This is a genomic window from Streptomonospora sediminis, assembly GCF_054778995.1.
In genome coordinates, this window is record NZ_BAAGYZ010000036.1 from 75947 (window position 1) to 95322 (window position 19376).

16 protein-coding genes are annotated in these 19376 nt (G+C 72.1%); 8 read left to right on the forward strand and 8 right to left on the reverse strand.

The window, feature by feature from the left end; all coding sequences use genetic code 11:
* From ACYVD5_RS09340 to ACYVD5_RS09350, 3 genes are all read left to right on the forward strand, one after another.
* Entirely contained in the window at positions 1-909 is a 909-nt protein-coding gene (locus tag ACYVD5_RS09340; protein WP_461000546.1) for a thiazole synthase, read from the forward strand.
* Between the two features lie 210 nt (positions 910-1119).
* Positions 1120-3093, forward strand: coding sequence for a Stk1 family PASTA domain-containing Ser/Thr kinase (gene pknB / locus ACYVD5_RS09345; RefSeq protein ID WP_461000547.1), 1974 nt, complete (start codon positions 1120-1122; stop codon positions 3091-3093).
* A gap of 38 nt (positions 3094-3131) precedes the next feature.
* Positions 3132-3848 (forward strand): response regulator, encoded by a 717-nt coding sequence (locus ACYVD5_RS09350; protein WP_461000548.1) that lies wholly within the window; start codon positions 3132-3134, stop codon positions 3846-3848.
* A gap of 243 nt (positions 3849-4091) precedes the next feature.
* On the opposite strand, the gene glpK is transcribed toward ACYVD5_RS09350, so the two are convergent.
* Positions 4092-5570 (reverse strand): glycerol kinase GlpK, encoded by a 1479-nt coding sequence (gene glpK, locus ACYVD5_RS09355; RefSeq protein WP_461000549.1) that lies wholly within the window; start codon positions 5568-5570, stop codon positions 4092-4094.
* A 273-nt stretch (positions 5571-5843) separates the two neighbouring features.
* Between glpK and ACYVD5_RS09360 the strand changes: the two genes are divergently transcribed.
* Positions 5844-6869, forward strand: a complete 1026-nt coding sequence (locus ACYVD5_RS09360; RefSeq protein ID WP_461000550.1) for a 6-phosphofructokinase — start codon at positions 5844-5846, stop codon at positions 6867-6869.
* Between the two features lie 275 nt (positions 6870-7144).
* Positions 7145-8419, forward strand: a complete 1275-nt coding sequence (gene thiI, locus ACYVD5_RS09365) for a tRNA uracil 4-sulfurtransferase ThiI (protein ID WP_461000551.1) — start codon at positions 7145-7147, stop codon at positions 8417-8419.
* Positions 8420-8588: 169 nt separating this feature from the next.
* Here the strand turns inward: thiI and aroF are convergent, their stop codons facing one another.
* Positions 8589-9632, reverse strand: a complete 1044-nt coding sequence (gene aroF, locus ACYVD5_RS09370; protein WP_461000552.1) for a 3-deoxy-7-phosphoheptulonate synthase — start codon at positions 9630-9632, stop codon at positions 8589-8591.
* Between the two features lie 350 nt (positions 9633-9982).
* On the opposite strand from aroF, the gene ACYVD5_RS09375 reads away from it, so the two are divergent.
* On the forward strand, positions 9983-10585 hold the full coding sequence (locus ACYVD5_RS09375; protein WP_461000553.1) for a molybdopterin-dependent oxidoreductase: 603 nt from the start codon (positions 9983-9985) through the stop codon (positions 10583-10585).
* Between the two features lie 137 nt (positions 10586-10722).
* Here the strand turns inward: ACYVD5_RS09375 and macS are convergent, their stop codons facing one another.
* The 3 genes from macS to ACYVD5_RS09390 all read right to left on the reverse strand — a co-directional run bounded on the left by macS (position 10723) and on the right by ACYVD5_RS09390 (position 13733).
* Entirely contained in the window at positions 10723-12009 is a 1287-nt protein-coding gene (macS, locus tag ACYVD5_RS09380; protein WP_461000554.1) for a MacS family sensor histidine kinase, read from the reverse strand.
* A gap of 96 nt (positions 12010-12105) precedes the next feature.
* Positions 12106-12969, reverse strand: coding sequence for a hypothetical protein (locus tag ACYVD5_RS09385; protein WP_461000555.1), 864 nt, complete (start codon positions 12967-12969; stop codon positions 12106-12108).
* The gene (locus tag ACYVD5_RS09390; protein ID WP_461000556.1) at positions 12966-13733 is read right to left on the reverse strand and encodes an alpha/beta hydrolase; all 768 of its coding nucleotides are present in this window, start codon (positions 13731-13733) and stop codon (positions 12966-12968) included. The genes ACYVD5_RS09385 and ACYVD5_RS09390 overlap by 4 nt, the downstream gene beginning before the upstream one ends.
* Positions 13734-14064: 331 nt before the next feature.
* Between ACYVD5_RS09390 and ACYVD5_RS09395 the strand changes: the two genes are divergently transcribed.
* Positions 14065-14967 carry a lysophospholipid acyltransferase family protein gene (locus ACYVD5_RS09395; protein ID WP_461000557.1) on the forward strand — a complete coding sequence of 301 codons (903 nt, stop codon included), beginning with the start codon at positions 14065-14067 and terminating at the stop codon, positions 14965-14967.
* 20 nt (positions 14968-14987) lie between these two features.
* Here ACYVD5_RS09395 and ACYVD5_RS09400 read toward each other — a convergent pair whose 3' ends face one another.
* From ACYVD5_RS09400 to ACYVD5_RS09410, 3 genes are all read right to left on the reverse strand, one after another.
* A complete protein-coding gene (locus ACYVD5_RS09400) occupies positions 14988-15710 on the reverse strand; it encodes an endonuclease/exonuclease/phosphatase family protein (RefSeq protein ID WP_461000558.1) in 723 nt (240 codons plus the stop codon).
* An 87-nt stretch (positions 15711-15797) separates the two neighbouring features.
* Positions 15798-16748, reverse strand: coding sequence for an ROK family glucokinase (locus ACYVD5_RS09405; RefSeq protein WP_461000559.1), 951 nt, complete (start codon positions 16746-16748; stop codon positions 15798-15800).
* A gap of 85 nt (positions 16749-16833) precedes the next feature.
* Positions 16834-17274: a hypothetical protein gene (locus ACYVD5_RS09410; RefSeq protein ID WP_461000560.1), complete on the reverse strand. Its 441-nt coding sequence runs from the start codon at positions 17272-17274 to the stop codon at positions 16834-16836.
* Positions 17275-17556: 282 nt separating this feature from the next.
* Here ACYVD5_RS09410 and ACYVD5_RS09415 point away from each other — a divergent pair, with 282 nt between their 5' ends.
* The gene (locus tag ACYVD5_RS09415) at positions 17557-19353 is read left to right on the forward strand and encodes an AMP-dependent synthetase/ligase (protein ID WP_461000561.1); all 1797 of its coding nucleotides are present in this window, start codon (positions 17557-17559) and stop codon (positions 19351-19353) included.
* The last annotated feature ends 23 nt before the right edge of the window (positions 19354-19376 follow it).

A 19376-nucleotide genomic window follows, 5' to 3' on the forward strand; every position in this document is an offset into this window, starting at 1 on the left:
ATGACCTACACCCATTCCCCGTCTTCGGCTGCCCCTTCCTCCCCTGACCCGGCGGACTCCGGCGGCGCCGGTGCAGGCGCCCCGCCCGCCGGATTGCAACCGGCCGCGGGCACGGACCCGGGCACGGCCCGGCCGCCCGAGGCGGCGGCCGCAGCCGACCCCTTCGTCATCGCCGGCCGCGCCTTCTCCTCCCGGCTGATCACCGGCACCGGCGGCGCGCCGTCGCTGCGGGTGCTGGAGGACGCGCTCATCGCCTCGGGCACCGAACTGACCACGGTCGCGCTGCGCCGCGTCTCCCCCGGAGCCGACGGCTCGGTGTGGGACGTGCTGCGCCGCAACGGCATCCGGCCGCTGCCCAACACCGCCGGCTGCTTCACCGCGGGCGACGCGCTGCGGACCGCGCGGCTGGCCCGCGAAGCCCTCGAAACCGACTGGATCAAGCTGGAGGTCGTCGCCGACGACCGCACCCTGCTGCCCGACCCGGTCGAACTGCTCGACGCCGCCGAACGGCTGGTCGACGACGGTTTCACCGTCCTGCCCTACACCAACGACGACCCCGTCCTGGCGCGCCGCCTGGAGCAGGCCGGCTGCGCCGCCGTGATGCCGCTGGGCGCCCCCATCGGCTCGGGGCTGGGCATCCGCAACCCGCACAACATCGAACTGATCGTCGAGCAGGCGGAGGTACCGGTGGTCATCGACGCCGGGATCGGCACCGCCAGCGAGGCGGCGCTGGCCATGGAGCTGGGCTGCGACGCGGTAATGCTGGCCACGGCGGTCACCCGCGCCGCCGACCCGGTGCTGATGGCGGGCGCCATGCGCGACGCGGTCTCCGCCGGCCGCGCCGCCCGCCGCGCGGGCCGCATCCCGGTGCGGCGCTACGCCCAGGCGTCCTCGCCCGCCGTTGACTGAAAACCGCAGCGGCACCTGCGCCGCGCACCGGTGGTCCGGCGGTACCGTGTCCGGGAGGCCGGGCCACCGGTGCAGGTTTTCCGGTACGGGTGAGCGATGCCACCGCCGGTTCCGGCGGCGCCGCGGTCCGGGGCGGTCCGAACCGGTCGGCACCGCCCTCAAGGCGCCGCGCCCGGCAACCGCCCGCCGCTGACGCTCTACACTCGCCCTGTGGACATGACGACTGCCGACCCTCTGGTGGGCACGACACTCGATCAGCGCTACCACGTCCAGGCACGGGTGGCCAGCGGCGGCATGGCCACTGTCTACGTGGCCCACGACCTGCGGTTGGACCGGCGGCTGGCCTGCAAGGTGATGCACTCCTCGCTGGCCACCGACCCCTCCTTCGTGCAGCGTTTCATCAACGAAGCGCATTCGGTGGCCAAGCTCTCGCACCCCAACGTGGTCCAAGTCTACGACCAGGGCACCGACCAAGGGCACGTCTACCTGGCCATGGAGTACGTGCCCGGGCGGACGCTGCGCGACATGCTCAACGCGCGCGGGCACCTGTCGCCCACCGACGCGCTCGACACCATCGCGCCGGTGCTGGCGGCGCTGGGTGCCGCGCACCAGGCCGGGCTGGTCCACCGCGACGTCAAACCCGAGAACGTGCTGCTGACCGAGGACGGCCGCGTCAAGGTCGCCGACTTCGGTTTGGCGCGGGTGGTCGAATCCGCCCAGCAGGGCGCCACGAAGACCGGCGCGGTCATGGGCACCGCCGCCTACCTGGCCCCCGAGCAGATCGAACGCGGCGCCGCCGATGCGCGCACCGATGTCTACGCGGCCGGCATCATGCTCTACGAGTTGCTGACCGGGTCCCAGCCGCACACCGGCGACACCCCCATCTCGATCGCCTACCAGCACGTCAACGAGGACGTGCCCCGGCCCTCCCGGGTCGTTGGGGGCCTGCCGCCGCAGATCGACGCCCTGGTCACCCGCGCCACCGAGCGCGACCCCGGCTACCGGCCCGGCGACGCCGGGCAGTTCCTCACGCTGGTGCTGAGCACCGGTTCGGCGCTTTCCGGCGCCGGCAACGCGGCCCCGCCCGCCGCGGCGCTTCCGGCCACCGGCGGTGCCGGCAGCGCCGGGGCGGGTGGCGGCGCCGGCAACCAGACCCTGGTGGTCGAGACCGGCGGCCTGGCCGATGCCGGACCGGACGACTACGCCGGCAGGGGCGGTGGCGGCGGTATCCGCGGCCTGCTGCGCCCGGACCGGCGCAACTATCCGATGATGCTGATCGCCGGCGTGCTCGCGGTGGTGCTGCTGGTGTTCGGCTGGTGGTTCCTCGTCGGCCGCTACGAGCCCGTGCCCGATGTCGTCGGCATGGACGACCAGGAGGCCCGCGCGGAGTTGGGCGAGGTCCCGGTACGCATGACCATCGACGACAAGCGCGTCTACTCCGAGGAGGAGCCCGGGTCCGTCGCCAAGGTCGAGCCGGGTGTCGACGAGCGCATCCTGCCCGAGGACACGGTCACCGTTTACCTGTCCAAGGGGCCGCAGACGGTCGAAATGCCGGATCTGGTGGGCCAGAGTTCCGCGGACGCCCGCTCTTCGCTTGAGGACGACGGCTTCGGCGAGATCGTCGAGGAGGAGACCGACTCCCAGGACCACCCGGCCGGCACGGTCATCAGCACCGACCCCGAGCCGGGCGCCGACGCCGATCGCGAGGCACCGGTCACGCTGACCGTCAGTTCCGGATTCGAGATTCCCGATGTCGTGGGCCGGCAGGAGCAGGAGGCGCGCGCCGCCCTCCAGGAGGCCGGTCTGCAGGTCTCCATCACCCAGCAGCCCAGCGACGACGTGCCCAAGGGCGAGGTCGTCTCGCAGACCCCTCAGGCGGGCGGCACCGTCAGCTCGGGCGACAGTGTCACGATCACGGTCTCGTCCGGGCCCGAGAAGATCGAGATTCCCGATGTCACCGGGTGGAAGGTCAAGGACGCCAGGAAGAAGCTGGAGGAGCTGGGCTTCAAGGTGACCGTCACCCGCGTCTTCGGCGGCGATCGCGTCGCGAGCTACGACCCGAAGGGCCCGGCCACCGAGGGCACCGAGATCAAGCTGATCGCCAGCCCGTTCGCGGGCGGAGGCGGCAACGGCAATGGCAACGGGGGCAATGGGAACGGCAACGGCAACGGCGGTGACGACTGACCCGCCTGCGCCGCAGCCGCGTTCGCTAGAGTCGCCCCATGGCAGCAGAGTCCGATCCCGGCGCGGTCGGCGCCCGCCATGCGGCGGGTGAGCGGCCCGTCCGGGTGATGGTCGTCGACGACCACCCGATGTGGCGCGACGCGGTGGCGCGCGACCTTGCCGAGGCGGGGTTGGAGGTGGTCGCGACCGCCGGCGAGGGCACCAAGGCGGTGCGGGTGGCGCCGGCGGCCCGGCCCGATGTGGCAGTGGTCGACCTGCAGCTTCCCGGCATCGGTGGTGTCGAGGTCACCCGCCGGCTGCTGGCGCAGGCCGAGCCGCCGCGGGTGCTGGTGCTTTCGGCCAGCGGCGAGCAGGCCGACGTGCTGGAGGCGGTCAAGGCCGGCGCCACCGGCTACCTGGTCAAGTCGGCCGGGCGCGAGGAACTGCTGGACGCCGTGCACCGGGTGCGCACCGGCGAGGCGGTCTACACGCCCGGGCTGGCCGGGCTGGTGCTGGGCGAGTACCGGCGGCTGGCGGCCGGGCCCGAACCCGCCGGCGACACCGCCGCCCCCTCGCTGACCCCCCGCGAGACCGAGGTGCTGCGGCTGGTGGCCAAGGGGCTGGGCTACAAGCAGATCGCCGAGCGCCTGTCGGTCGCGCACCGCACCGTGCAGAACCATGTGCAGAACACGTTGAGCAAGCTGCATCTGCACAACCGCGTTGAGTTGGCGCGCTATGCCATCGACCGAGGCCTCGACGGCGACGGAGACGGCTGAGCGGACGACCACGCGGCTTGCCGTGTTGCACCCGGCCTGCACCTGACTCGTAGGTCCACCCGACTTGCACCTGATGCCGTTTTCGGTGCCGGCGGTTGCCGGCGGCCCAAGACGGCGGCGGGGCTGCCGAACGGCGGATCGATGCGGCTGCCCGGGGCCCCAGGACCGCCTGCGACCGCTTCGGTGGTCGCGGCCGCGGGCCGGCACCCGGGCGGCCCCGTTCAGGTACCGCCCGGGACCGGATCAGCTCAGCTCGGACCAACCCTTGGAACGCTCCACCGCCGTGCGCCAGCGCAGGTGAGTGGTCTCGTCGCGGCTGCCCGGCTCGAAGCGGCGGTCCAGGTGCCAGGTGCGCGCCAGGTCCTCGGTGGACTCCCACACGCCGGTGGCCAGCCCGGCCAGGAAGGCAGCGCCCAGCGCCGTGGTCTCCTGCACCTCGGGCCGGGCGACACTGACCTGGAGCTGGTCGGCCTGGATCTGGCAGAGCAGGTCGTTGTTGGACGCGCCGCCGTCGACCCGCAGCTCGGGAAGTTCGGTGCCCGAGACCGCCGCCATCGACTCGGCGACGTCGCGGACCTCGAACGCGATCGCCTCCAGGGTGGCGCGGGCGAGGTGGGCCCGCTTGGTGCCGCGGGTGATACCGAAGATGGCGCCGCGGGCGTAGGGGTCCCAGTCGGGGGCGCCCAGCCCGGTCAGCGCCGGCACGAACACTACGCCGCCGGAGTCCGGCACGCTGGCGGCCAGCGCTTCGGACTGGGGGGCGCTGTCGATGAGCCCGAGCCCGTCGCGCAGCCACTGCACGGCCGCGCCGGTGACGAAGATGGAGCCCTCGAGTGCGAAGTCGCGGGTGCCGTCGGGGTGCTGCCACAGCACCGTGCTCAGCAGGCCGTGCTCAGGGGCGACCGGCTGCTTGCCGGCGTTGATCAGCACGAAGGAGCCGGTGCCGTAGGTGCACTTGGAACTGCCCGGGGTGTAGCAGTTCTGCCCGAACATGGCGGCCTGCTGGTCGCCGGCGATACCGGCGATGGGCAGCCGCAGCCCCAGGAACTCGTTGGGATCGGTCTCGCCGATGACACCGTAAGAGGAGACGATCTCGGGCAGCGCCGACATGGGCACTCCCAGGAGGTCGCACATCTCCTGCGACCAGGTGCCCTGGTGGATATCGTACAGCAGGGTGCGCGAGGCGTTCGAGGCGTCGGTGACGTGCCGGGCGCCGGCGGTCATCCGGCTGATGACGTAGGAGTCGACGGTGCCGATGACCGTGTCGCCGGACTCCACGCCGCTCCAGGCCCGCTCGTCGTTGCGACGGATCCAGGTCAGCTTGGTGCCGGTGAAGTAGGGGTCCAACCGCATCCCGGTGACCTCGGTGACGCGGTCCTCGTGGCCGGCCTCGCGCAGCTCGGCGCAGATGCCGGCGGTGCGCCGGTCCTGCCACACGATGGCTCTGCGCGGCGCGCTGCCGCGCTTGAGGTTCCACAGCACCGCGGTCTCGCGCTGGTTGGTGATGCCCACGCAGGTGGGCGGATCGTCGGTGCCGTCCAGGGCACTCTGGCAGGCCGCGAGGGTGGCCTGCCAGATCTCCTCGGGAATGTGCTCGACCCAGCCGCTCTCGGGGTAATGCTGGGCGAATTCCTGGTAACCGCGGGAAAGGACTCCGCCGTTCTCATCGACGACGAGTGCGGTCACGCCAGTGGTACCGGCGTCGAGCGCGAGGACGGACATGGGTTGGCCTCCAGGACATTGGACGACTATGGTCTAGACCATGCGGACGGTGTGGAACAGAAGGCGCCGACCCCGGCTCCAACCCGCCATCCGGGGGGCATACCCCCGCAAAGCGGATTGCAACGCCCGGCGGGCGCCTTCAACGGCACTGGTCACACTGTCGCTGTCAGCCTGACAGCGCAAGACCCAATGGTCCGCGTCCGGTCCACACCGCCCGGCCGTGCCCCCGCGCCGGCGGGCGGTCAGATTTTCACAGGAATTCGAGGAGTGCGCATGCGAGTCGGGGTGCTGACCGGTGGCGGCGACTGCCCGGGGCTGAACGCGGTCATCCGCGCAGTCGTCCGGAAGGGCATCAAGGACTACGACTACGAGTTCGTCGGGTTCCGTGATGGCTGGCGGGGGCCACTGGAGGGCGAGACCATGCCGCTGGACCGGGCGGCGGTCAGCGGGATCCTGCCGCGCGGCGGCACGATTCTGGGGTCCTCGCGCACCAACCTGATGAAGATCGAGGGCGGTGTCGAGCGGGTCAAGCAGAACATGGCCCAGATGGGCATCGACGCCCTGGTGGCCATCGGCGGCGAGGACACCCTCGGTGTGGCCACCCAGCTCCACGACAGCGGCGTCAACGTCATCGGCGTACCCAAGACGATCGACAACGACCTCAACGCCACCGACTACACGTTCGGCTTCGACACCGCGGTCAACATCGCCACCGAGGCGATCGACCGCCTGCACACCACCGCCGAGTCCCACCACCGCGCGCTGGTCGTCGAGGTCATGGGCCGCCACGCGGGCTGGATCGCGCTGCACTCGGGCATGGCCGCCGGCGCCAACGTCATCCTCATCCCCGAGCGCCCCTTCGACATCGGCGAGGTCGTGGCGCACGTCGAGAGCCGGTTCAAGACCAACTACGCCCCCATCCTGGTGGTCGCCGAGGGCGCCCACCCCAAGGACGGGCAGATGGAGCTGACCGCCGGCGAGAAGGACTCCTTCGGCCACGTGCGCCTCGGCGGCATCGGCCAGCGCCTCTCCGAGGAGATCGAGCAGCGCACCGGCAAGGAGGCCCGCTCGGTCGTGCTGGGCCACACCCAGCGCGGCGGTACCCCCTCGGCGTTCGACCGCGTGCTGGCCACCCGGCTGGGCGTCAACGCCATCGAGGCCGTGCACGACCAGGAGTACGGCAAGATGGTCGCCCTCCAGGGCACCGACATCGTGCGGGTCGACCTCTCCGCCGCGACCGAGAAGCTCAAGACGGTCCCGACCGAGCGCTACGAAGAGGCCGAGGTCTTCTTCGGCTGATCCGGCCGATCCGGCTCACTCGGCCGATCCGCCCGGCGCCGCGCAGGCCCGGCCCTGCGCGGCGCCGGGCGCGGACTTCAAGCCGCACCGGGCGCGGCGCGGCCGGGGGCCTCGCCCTGTTCCCTGCCCCGCCCCGGCCGCCGCAAGAGGGTGGCCGGGGCGGGAATGCGGCTGTTCCGACCGGTCGTTGGGATGTTCGATACTGGAAACGGCGGAGGGCTGCGCACCGGCCTCCGCCCTCCCCACATCCGGCGATACAACTGGGAGCCGCTGCCATGGCCGTCATGTCCGAAACCGAGGCCGTCGAAGGGCGCGAGGCCGAGGCCGCCGTCCAGGAGCGGTCCGCGGCCGGACCGCACGAGCTGTGCGTGCTGATGAAGCTCGGCGAGATCGTACTCAAGGGGAGCAACCGCAGCCTGTTCGAGCGCCGCCTGCACAACAACATCCGCGCCTCGGCGCGCGGGCTCGCGCCGATCAAGCTGACCCGGCGCGGCTCGGGGGTCGTCATCCTGCGCATGCCCGGCTCCTCCGACCTGGAGGTCGCCGAACTCGCCGAACGCATGCGCAACGTCATGGGCGTGGTCTGGGTGCACCTGGTACGCCGGGTGCCCAAGGACCTCGACGCCGTCACCGGTGTCGCCGTGCAGGCGCTGGCCGACCGCACCGGCTCCTTCGCGGTCCGGGGGCGCCGCCGCGACAAGCGTTTCCCACTGACCTCCTCGCAGATCGCCCAGCACGTCGGCACGGCCGTGCAGGAGGCGCACGCGCTGCCGGTCAACCTGAAGAACCCCGACCATGCGGTCTCCATCGAGGTCGACAAGGACGAGGTGTTCGTCTTCACCGACGGCATCCCCGGTCAGGGCGGCCTGCCGGTGGGCATGAGCGGGCGCGGGCTGATGCTGATGTCGGGCGGCATCGACTCCCCCGTGGCCGCGCACCGGATGATGCGCCGCGGGCTCAAAGTCGACTTCCTGCACTTCTCCGGCATGCCCTTCACCGGGCCCGAATCGATCTACAAGGCCTACAGCCTGGTACGCGAGCTCGACCGGTTCCAGATGGGATCGCGGCTGTTCGTCGTCCCCTTCGGCAAGGCCCAGCAGCAGCTCAAGACCTCCGGCACCGAACGGCTGCAGATCATCGCCCAGCGGCGGCTGATGCTCAAGACAGCCGAGGCGCTGGCCGACGACCTCGGCGCCGAGGCGCTGGTCACCGGCGACGCGCTGGGCCAGGTCTCCAGCCAGACCATGACCAACCTCACCGCGCTGGACGATGCGGTGGACGTGCCGATTCTGCGGCCGCTGATCGGCATGGACAAGACCGAGATCATGGACCAGGCCCGGCGCATCGGCACCTTGTCGATCTCCGAGCTGCCCGACGAGGACTGCTGCACGATGCTGACGCCGCGCCAGGTCGAGACCGCCGCCAAGATCCCCGACCTGCGCCAGATCGAGAAAAGGCTCGACGCCGAGGAGCTGGCCGAACACCTGCTCACGGCCAAGCAGCTGCACCGCCCCAGCTTCCTGGGCGACGCCGCTCCCGAAAAGGTCTGAGCGGCTGAGCCACCGAGCGGCCGAGTCGCTGATTCGGCCGGCGCCTGACCGCGGGGCCCGCACGCGTTCGCGCAAGCGGGCGGGCCCCGTTTCCCCACCTCTCGGCGCCCCGGTGTTCCGGCGGCGCCCCGGGGCCTCAGCCGCCCGGCGTCCCGGGGCCGCGGTGCCTTCAGGCGCCGACCAACTGGGGCGCCTCGGTGAGCCGGCGGCCCAGCAGCGGCGGCAGGGTCTCGGCGATACCGGCCAGCTCGGCGATGTCGTCGCCGACCAGCGCCTGCGGCCCGTCGCACAGGGCCGTCTCGGGCGTGGGGTGGACATCGACGATGATCCCGTCGGCGCCGACCGCGATCGCGGCCCGCGACAGCGGCAGCACCAGCTCGCGCTTGCCGCCCGAGTGCGAGGGGTCGACGATCACCGGCAGGTGCGTGAGCCGCTGGGCCACCGGGACCGCGCTGATGTCCAAGGTGTTGCGGGTGGCCTTTTCGAAGGTGCGGATCCCGCGCTCGCACAGCACGATGTCGAGGTTGCCGCGCTGGGCGATGTACTCGGCCGCCATCAGCCATTCTTCGATGGTGGCGTTCATGCCGCGCTTGAGCATGACCGGCCGGCCGCTCTCGCCGGCCGCCTGCAGCAGCGCGAAGTTCTGCATATTGCGGGTGCCGATCTGCAGCATGTCGGCGTATCCGGCGACCAGGTCCACGTCGGCGGCGTCGACAACTTCGGTGACGATCGGCAGCCCGGTTTCGGCACGCACGTCGGCGAGGATCTTCAGGCCGGCTTCGCCCAGCCCTTGGAACGCGTAGGGCGAGGTGCGGGGCTTGTAGGCCCCGCCGCGCAGCAGCGAGGCACCGGCGGCCTTGGCCATGCGGGCCGCGGCCAGCGTCTGTTCGGGGGTCTCGACCGCGCACGGCCCGGCGATGACGGTGGTGTGTTCGCCGCCGCCGATGGGCACGCCCGCGACGCTGACCAGCGAGCGGGTGGGCTGGTTCTCGCTGCTGACAAGCTTGTAGGGGACGCTGATGCGCAGGACGTCGCTGACGCCGGGCTTGGCGCGCAGGTCCAGGGTCTCGAACCGCCGCACGTCGCCGACCAGGCCGATGATCGTACGGCTCACACCGCGGGTCACGTAGGCCTCGCCCCCCGCGCTGGTGACGAGGTCGACGAGGCTGTCGATATGTTCGGGTGTGGCTCCGGGCCCCATGACGATGACCATGTGCGTGTCCCTTTCGGCTGTTCGTGCATCCCGGATCAGCGGGCGCTGACCGGGTCGTCGGCCGGATGGACCGGGGAGCGGGGCCGGCTGCGGTTTCGCCCCGGACAGCAAGAAGCCCCGGGCCGCTACCGGCCCGGGGCTCCTCAAGTCGTCCGTGTCAGCTCAGCGCTTGGCGGGCGACCGTCCTAGCCGTAGGCCGGTTGCCATAAAAGCGCCAAAAGCTCTGCTGCATGGAAGCGACTATAGCGCATGCCTGCGGCGCGGCGGACAGCTCCGGGGGCCGGGCATGCCCCGAAGGACGGCACTGGCAGGATGGCCCAAAGGGCGCACTTGCGCACGGAGGAGAGCGATTGTCGGATCACACGCTGCCGCCGGGGCAGCACGTGCCACGCGGCCGGCCCGCCCTGCACTACGGCCCCGTGCCGCGTTTCCGCGCGCACAGATGGGACCTGCGGGTCTTCGGGTTCACCGAGTCGCTGGGCGAGTTCCGGTGGAAGTGGCCCGACTTCGACGCACTACCGCGGGTGGACTCCGTCGCCGACTTCCACTGCGTGACCAGGTTCACCCTGCCGGACGTGCATTGGAGCGGGGTCTCCACCGAAACCCTGGTCGAGTTGGCGCCGCCCGCCGATGCGGCGACCCACGTGATGGTGTGGGCCGAGTACGGCTACAGCGCCAACCTGCGCATGGACGATTTCCTGGAGCGCGGCGTGCTGCTGGCCACCCACCGCGACGGCGAGCGGCTGAGCCCCGAGTACGGCTATCCGGTGCGCCTGGTGGTGCCGCACCGCTACGGCTGGAAGAGCGTGAAGTGGGTGCGTGCGGTGGAGTACCTCACCGCTGACCGCCGCGGCTTCTGGGAGGAACGCGGATACCACAACCTCGGCGACCCCTGGCAGGAGCAGCGCTACTCCTACCAGGAAGAGCCCGGCGAGGGCCCGCCGCTGCTCTAGTGTTCACCCGGCGCACTGCTGATCATGCGGAAATGCCCGAAAATCAAAACCGCGACCGGCATTCCTGCATGATCGTCGCCGGCGGCGTCCGATCCCGGCACGAGTCAGAAATTTTCCGGCCGGGCCGCACCGCGCGCCTACCGCGGGACCCGGATCTCGATCTCCGTGCCCTGACCCGGCGCGGAGGTGATGGCGGTGGTGCCGCCGATGTCGGCGATGCGCCCGCGGATGGACTGGGCCACGCCCATGCGCCCCTCGGCCGCGGCCGCAGCGAGGCGGTCGGGCGCGATCCCGGGGCCGTCGTCGCGCACCGTCACCGCCACGGTCGCGCCCTCGTCCTCCACCAGCAGCCAGACACCGGTCTGCGGTGGGCAGTGGCGCTCGACGTTGCCCAGCGCCTCGCGGACGGCGGCGTCGATCTCGCGGGCGCTTGCCAGCGCCAGCGCGACCTCGGTCGCCGGTGCCGACACCGTGACCCGGGCTCCGGCGTGCGCGCCCAATAACGCGGTCAGGTCGGTTGCCGGCACGCCGGCCTCCCGGGACGCCGCGGCGCCCGGACCGGCGGCGGAGGCGGTGCCGGTGGACGGCGCCGCGCCCTCGTGGCGCCCGCCGACCAGCGCCCGCAGCTTGGCCTCCTGCTCCCCGGCGAGCCGGCCCAGTTCGGCGGCTTCACCGCCGGCCTCGGCACCGCGCCGCTGCACCATCGCCAGCACCTGCAGCACAGAGTCGTGGATGGAGCGGCCCAGCCGCTCGCGTTCGCGGGTGCGCGCCTCCATCTCCACGGCCGCGGCAAAGCGGCGCTCGGCGGCCGCGGCGTAGTTGGCCAGATAGCCCATGCAGTACCCGGCCAGGAGCAGCAGCACCACACCGCGCGGGACCGCAGCGGAGATGGTCAGCCCGAGCACCACCCGCACCGTGATGTCGACGACGCCGTGCGCCAGGGCCACCCCCAGCGCCCAGCGCCGGCCGGCCAGCACCGCCGACGCCAGTACCGCACCGCCGAACCAGGTACTTGTCAGCGGCGGGGCCATGCGCAGATAGGCGGGATGGACCACCAGTGCGGTGGCCGCCAGGCAGCCGAAGGCGATGGCGAGGTCGGCGGCCAGCAGCAGGCCGGCGCGGCGCCGCGGGCGGGCATAGAGCAGCGCCGAAGCCGCCGTCCAAGCCGCCATCACCACCAGGACCGCCCATGCCGCCCACGGTCGCGCCAGCAGGTCGGGGTGCTGGGACAGCTGGAACACCGCATAGACCATGGACGCGGCCCGGAACACGGCGATGGCGCGCCACAGCGGCGCGGACAGACCGGGCCGCTCCCCCGAACCGGCGCTCCCGCCGGCCGGAGCGGCGGGGGCGGCGGGATCCGCGGAGCGGGACACGGGCGGGTCGGCGGATACACGGGCCGGTTCGGGGGCGGAGGGGATCATGGCGGAGCGTCCTGCCGGCTGGTGGTCGGGGGCGGCCCGCCCGGGGCGGCGGGCCGTACTCGATGCCGGCCCGGATGGACGGCCGGGCCGGCCGTTCTAAACCACGGCGCCGTCGTCGGGGCCGTTGTCGCCGGGCGGTCGGTCGCCCATGCGGACCACGAGCACGACGAATCCGCCGATGAAACCGGCCACGGCCAGGAACGCGACCCACCCGGGCAGCGACACCCCCAGCAGCATCGACCCGAGCAGCACCAAGGGCCCGCCGAACAGGCCCGCCCACGACAGCCGGCTGGTGAGGTCGCCGCGGGGCAAGGGCGGCGGCGGGGGCGGTACGTAATGGTCGTGCTGCTCGTGCTCGCCGCCGCGGTGGGCCGGGCGGACCACGCGGCCGCGCCCGGGGGCCGGGGTGTCAGCGGAGTCGTCGGCGCCGTTGTCGGCACCGGGCTCGTCCGGCTCACCGGAGCCGGTGGTCTCGGCGGACTCGGGATCCGGCGCTGCAGGGCCGCGCTCGTCGGCGGAGAGGTTTTCGGCGTCGGGCCAGGCGGCTTCGGCCGAGGAGGGGGTGTCGTAGAAGCGCGCGATGAGGTCGGCCCAGACATCGTCGTCATCGCCGGCCGGGCGCGGGCCGGCTTCGGCGGTGGCCGGCGGCGCTTGGGGCCGGGGCGGCTCGGCCGGATCGGTACCGTCCGGATCCGTGCGGTACTGCTCGAGGTCGGGCAGCTGCGTGCGCAGGATGTCCTCGGCGGCCGCACGCCCCTGGGAGTCGACGTAGAGGTGGTCGGTCGGCGGGTCCTCCAGCGCTCCGGAGGTTTCGAGCGCGCCCTCGTCGAGCTGCACGGCGTAAGCCGCGATGCCGGACTCGCGCAGCGCGTCGAGCATCTGGTCGGCCGGCGCTCTGGGGAGCACGATGAGCGGGACGTAGGTATCGGCGAGCAGGCCGTTGCCCCGGCGATGTGTCATCGCTTCGTCCCTTCCCCGCTCCTGCTGTGCTCGCGCACGAACGCGAGGCTCCCGTCGAAGACCGTTGCAGCGTCGTAGTCGAGGGTGGCCACGTGGTAGCTGTTGTCCAGCGAGTGCACCCGCAGCTGCGCGTTGACCGCCCTACTTGTGAGGATACGCAGACTCCGGGGGCCCACGACATGGTCTTGGGGACTCCGGTAAGCCAGCACAGGTGCGGTGATGGCCGCCATGTCCCGCTTTGTCGCACGCCAAAGTTTCGGGAGTGTCGCCGCGGCCGCGGTGGGGACCTTCTCGTAGGACCCTTCGCCCACGCCGGGCATGCAGATGTCCTCGCCCACACTGGATGTGGCGGGCACCAGGGGCGCCAACTGGCGGGCGATGAGCAGCAGCGGGTTCTCCAGCGCCAGCGAGGGGTTGACCACCACGACACCGCGGACCCTGTCCGGGTGCAGTTGGGCCAGGCGCAGCGCCAGGCATCCGCCCATCGACAGGCCCATCACGAAGACCGTGTCGCAGACCCCGTGCAGCCGCAGCAGCGCCGACTCGACGGTGGCCAGCCACTGGGTGCTGGTGGTCGCGGCCATCTCCTGCCAGGAGGTGCCGTGGCCGGGCAGCAGCGGTAGATCGACCGTGAACCCGGCACCGGCCAGGTGCTCGGCCCAGGGGCGCAGGGATCGGGGGGTTCCGGTGAATCCGTGGCACAGCAGTACGCCGACTCCGTCGCCGGATCGGCTGTAGGGCTCGGCGCCCGGCAATAGCGGCATGGAGGACCCTCCTCGGCTCGGGCGGGATGCGGCGGGGCGGCCGCGCCTCTGGACCGACTTTACGAAACTAGTATGCGGCGCGCTTCCCGCGGTACCCCGGCGAGCACGGCGGGCACGCTTTCGTCGCCGTATGCGGCCTGGCGGGGACCCGGCGGGACTCCGGTGCGTGGAGGCGGCGGCCGCCTCAGCACCGCCGCTACCTGCGGGTAACTTGTTCCGGCATTGGTAGTAGGGCGCTGACAATGGGAAGATGACCACGATTGTTCGTGGAAGCGGGAAGTCGAGCGCGAGTCCGTCGAGGCGCGCCCCGCGTGGGCGAGAGTGAGTGCCGGTGTTCTATTGGGTTGTCAAAGCGATTCTGGGCCCCGTGCTCGCGGTGCTGTGGCAGCCGCGCGCCGAGGGGGTCGAGAACGTGCCCCGGCAGGGACCGGCGATCATGGTCGGCAACCACCTGTCCTTCTCCGACCACTTCTTCGGCCCGCTGCCGCTCCCCCGCAAGATCACGTTCCTGGCCAAGTCCGAGTACTTCACCGGTACCGGCATCAAGGGCCTGGCCAGCCGCCTGTTCTTCACCGGTGTCGGGCAGATCCCCATCGACCGCTCGGGCGGCAAGGCCAGCGAAGCGGCACTGCGCACCGGCCTGAAGGTGCTGCGCCAGGGCAAGCTGCTGGGCATGTACCCCGAGGGCACCCGCTCGCCTGACGGCAAGCTCTACCGGGGGCGCACGGGCGTGGCGCGCGTGGCACTGGAGTCCAAGGCTCCGGTGATCCCCATGGCCATGATCAACGTCGACAAGATCATGCCTCCGGGGCGCACCATCCCCAAGCTCGGCATCCGGCCCAAGGTCGTCTTCGGCAAGCCGCTGGACTTCTCCCGCTACCAGGGCATGGAGAAGGAACCGCGGGTGCTGCGCGCGGTCACCGACGAGATCATGTACGCGCTGATGGAACTGTCGGGCCAGGAGTACGTCGACCGCTACGCCCAGTCGGTCAAGGCCGACCTGGAGGCCGCGGCCAAGGAGGAGAAGAAGGAGCAGCACGCCGGCGAGAAGGAGCGCAAGCGCACCGAACGCGCCGAACGCAAAACGCGCAAGCGGGCCGAACGCCGGGCACGCAAACGCAAGGCGAAAAAGCAGCGCGCCGCCGACCGCGCCACCGCCGACACCGATCCCGGCGCCGTCCCCGCCCCCGAGCCCGAATCGGGCCCCGACGAAAACCGGGGAACCGCCGCTTAAGCACCGCGGTGCGGGCGGCTTCAGAGTGTGATGTCGGCCACCACCGGGCGGTGGTCGCTGGCCGCGGCCATGTCGGCGGGGGACGTCGGGGCGACCGGTACGCCTGCGCGCCGGACCCGCAGGTCGCCTGAGGCGAAGACCCCGTCGATGCGGCTGCGCGGGTTGCGTGCGGTGAACGTCGCGGCCTCGCCCCACGGGTGCTCGCCTGCGCTGTCGCGCAGCCCGGCGGTGAGCATGCGCCAGGCGGCGCCGCCGGGTGGGCAGTTCACGTCGGCGGCGAGTACGCAGGGCCCCGGGTTCTCCGCGGCAAAGGCCGCCAGGTGGTCGACCACCTCGCCGGCGTGGTGCAGGCGCGCGCCCGGATGCAGGTCGAGGTGGGTGCAGCCGACCAGCAGCGGCCGCCCTTGCACGCGCACCGCGGCCATGGACAGGGTGCGCACCCGCAGGCCCGGGTACCGCCGCAGCAGCCGGTGGCCGATGCGGTGCACCTCGACGCCGGGGCGGCACAGGATGGCCAGCCCGCCGGTGCGCCGGCTGATCGCCGGGACCATGCCGATCGCCCGGTCCAGCCCGCGACGCCGCGACTGCCAGCGCAGCAGCCGCGGGGCCTCCTGCAGGCACACGATGTCGGGGCGGCAGGCGTGGACCACCCGCGCCAGCGCCTCGGCGTCGCCGCGCAGGGAGTGCACGTTGTAGCCGAGCACGCGGATTTCGGGATTGGGCTCGTTCTCCACATTCGACACGTCCGGGGAACTACCCGCGCGAGTGGGCCCGATGGGTGCGATCGAGCGCCGCTCGCGTGCGCCCTGCCGCGGGCACCCCGCCCGCGGTCAGCGCAGCGCCAGGTCGGCGGCGCCGGCCATGCCCGCCTGCGAGCCGAGTTCGGCGATGCGGATGTCGGCCAGGCGGCGCGTGGCGCGCCCGGTGACGTGCCGGGCAAAGGAATCCCGGACCGGGCCGAGCAGGACCTCGCCGGCGTCGCTGACACCGCCGCCGATCACGAACAGCTCCGGGTCGAGGATCGCTGCGAGGTCGGCGAGCCCGAGGCCGACCCACTCCCCCACCGCGCGGAAGCAGGCCAGGGCGCCCTCGTCGCCCTCCATCGCGGCGCGGGTGATCTCGCGGCCCTGGATGTCGGCCATGCTGCCGCCTGCCAGCTCCAGCATCCGGTCGGCGCGCTTGGGTTCGGCGCGGGCGAGGTCGTGGGCCTCGCCGACAAGGGCGCGGCCGCTGGCGTACTGCTCCCAGCAACCGTGGTTGCCGCACCCGCACCGGCGGCCGAAGGGCACGACGCGGTAGTGGCCGACCTCGGCGGCGACACCGTAGCGGCCGCGCTGAAGCTCGCCGTCCATGACCACTGCGCCGCCCACGCCCGTGCCCAGGGTGACGCAGACGACGTGCTCGCTGCCGCGGCCGGCACCGAAGCGGACCTCGGCCCACGCGGCGGCGTTGGCGTCGTTCTCCACCACCACGGGCAGATCCGTCCGGCGGCTCAGCCGCTCCTTGAAGGGTTCCTCGACCAGGCCGAGGTTGGCGCCCAGCACGATCGTGGCCCGGTCGGCGCCGACGAAACCCGCGGTCCCCACCCCGACAGCCGAGATCGTGCCGGAGGTGTTGCGGTCGCATAGGTCGCGGACCGCCTCGCCCACGACGTCGGCGAGGGCCTCGCCGTCGCCGTAGGGGGTGGGGTGCTTGACGGCATCGCGGATCCGCCCGCCGGAGTCGACGATCCCCGCGGCCACCTTGGTACCGCCGATGTCCACGCCGATCGTCATCCGCATGGGCGGCTCCTGTTCTCTTGTACGGCCGGGTGCTCGGGTGCGGTGCGCGGCGATCGGTGCGACCCGGTCACCGCGGCCTGCCGGTTCACTCGCCCCGGCGGATCTCCCGCGGGGACTCGGCCTCGCCGCGGCCGGGTTCCTGCTCGCGCGGGGGCCGGGCTCCGGGGTCGGGAGTGCGGCGCTCCAAGGCGCGCTCGACCACTCCGAGGGTCTCGCCGAAGGCGCCGACCGCGGCGATGCCGGCCCGGCCGAGGTGGCCGACCACCTCGGGCCCCTTCTTGCGGGCGATGCCGAACAGCTCCTGTACCGGCGAAGGCTCCGGTTGCGGCTGCTCGTACTTGATGGCCTCCTCCCACACGTCGCCCTTGCGGGGAGGGGCCGCAGCTGCGGCGGCACCGCGGCGCACGCCCGCCGAGATCAGCCGGCGCTGCAGCGCGTCGACCATGTTCAGCGCGTCGTCGATGATGTCCTGCGATCCGTTGTTGCGGTCGGTGCTGCGACCGGTGTCGCGGTCGGGTTCGGCCATGGTGCTCCTGCCCTTGCTTGCCTGGTTCGCCGGATCCTCGGCTCTGCTCGCCACGTTAGCCGCCCGCGGGGCCTGCGTGGCGATACGCCCGGGGAAATCCGGGGCATCCCCGGCGAAGGTCCGGGATGCCCCAGGGGTGCGGCGCGGGCGGCCGGCGCCGCGCCCGGGGTCGGTGCAGGTCACTATCGGATACCAGGCGAGAACGTGTTCTACCCGCGAGTAGCGAAAGTTGTTACCGTCGTGCTGTCCCCCTCGTGGAAGCAAACGTCCGGGAGCAATCACGTGCGCGAATACAGCAGTCCCGTCAAGGTGGAGGTCGCGGCCGAGTCGCGGCTGCCTGACACCCCCTTTGCGCGGGCCGAGCAAGAGCCCGACACCGTCGCGTTCCGCCGCCAGGAGTCCGGGCAGTGGCGCGACGTCACGTGCGCGCAGTTCCGCGACGACGTCGCCGCGATCGCCAAGGCCCTGATCGCCGCCGGCATCGAGCACGGCGACCGGATCGGGCTGATGTCGCGCACCCGCTACGAGTGGACCGTCCTCGACTACGGGATCTGGGCGGTCGGCGCGGTGGCGGTGCCCATCTACGAGTCCTCCTCCGAGGAGCAGGTCGCCTGGATCCTCGGCGACTCCGGCAGCCGCGCGGTCTTTGCCGAAACCGCCGAGCACGCCGCCCGAATCGAGGCCGTCCGCGGCGAACTGCCCGAGCTGAGCGGGATCTGGGAGATCGACGGCCCCGGATTCGACCGCTTCAAGGAGAGCGGGGCCGGGGTCGACGACGCCACCGTCCACGAGCGCCGCACCGCCGGCACCGCCGACGAGATCGCCACCCTCATCTACACCTCCGGCACCACCGGCCGCCCCAAGGGCTGCGAACTGACCCACCGCAACCTGCTCTTCACCATCCTCAACGTGATCCACGGCCCGTTGGAGGAGGTCTTCAGCGTCGAGGGCCGCTCGACACTGCTGTTCCTGCCGCTGGCGCACTCCTTCGCCCGCGTCATCCAGATCGGCTGCGTCGAGTCGCGCACCGTGATGGGCCACTTCCCCTCGACCGGCCCCGAGGTCATCGACGCGCTCGGCTCCTTCCGCCCGACCTTCCTGCTCGCGATGCCGCGGGTGTTCGAGAAGGTCTACAACAAGGCCGAGCAGAAGGCCGTCTCCGAGGGCCGCGGCCGCATCTTCCGCGCCGCCGCCGACACCGCCGCCGCCTACAGCCGCGCCCTCGATACCGGCCGCGTCCCGCTGGCCCTGCGCCTGCGCCACGCGCTCTTCGCGCGGCTGGTCTACGGCAAGATCCTGGCCGCGGTGGGCGGGCGGGCCCGCTACTCGGTCTCGGGCGGCTCCGCGCTCGGCGAGCGGCTGGGCCACTTCTTCCGCGGGGTGGGCCTGACCATCATCGAAGGCTACGGGCTCACCGAGACCTCCGCCCCCACGTGCGTGAACAGCCCGGCCGGCAACAAGGTCGGCACGGTCGGGCCGCCGCTGCCCGGCGTCGCCCACCGCATCGGCGAGGACGGCGAGATCCTGGTCAAGGGCGACCACGTGATGCGCGGGTACTGGCGCAACGACAAGGCCACCGAGGAGGCTTTCGACGAGGACGGCTGGTACCGCACCGGCGACCTGGGCACCCTGGACGGGGACGGATACCTCACCATCACCGGCCGGAAAAAGGAGATCATCGTGACCGCCGGCGGCAAGAACGTCGCACCGGCGGTGCTGGAGGACCGGATGCGCGGCCACGCCATCGTCAGCCAGTGCATGGTGGTGGGCGACAACCGCAGCTTCATCTCGGCGCTGGTCACCATCGACGAGGAGGCGTTCCGGTTCTGGAAGGAGCGCAACGGCAAGTCCGGCGGCATCGCCGACCTGGTGCAGGACCCCGATCTGGTCGCTACCGTGCAGGAGGCCGTCGACGACGCCAACAAGGCTGTGTCGCGCGCGGAGTCGGTGCGCAAGTTCACCATCCTGCCGACGGACTTCTCCGAGGAGCGCGGCCAGATGACGCCGTCGCTCAAGGTCAAGCGGCACGTGGTGGCCAAGGACTTCAGCGAGGAGATCGACCGCCTCTACAGCGCGTGATGGCGGGCGGCACCCCGGCACGG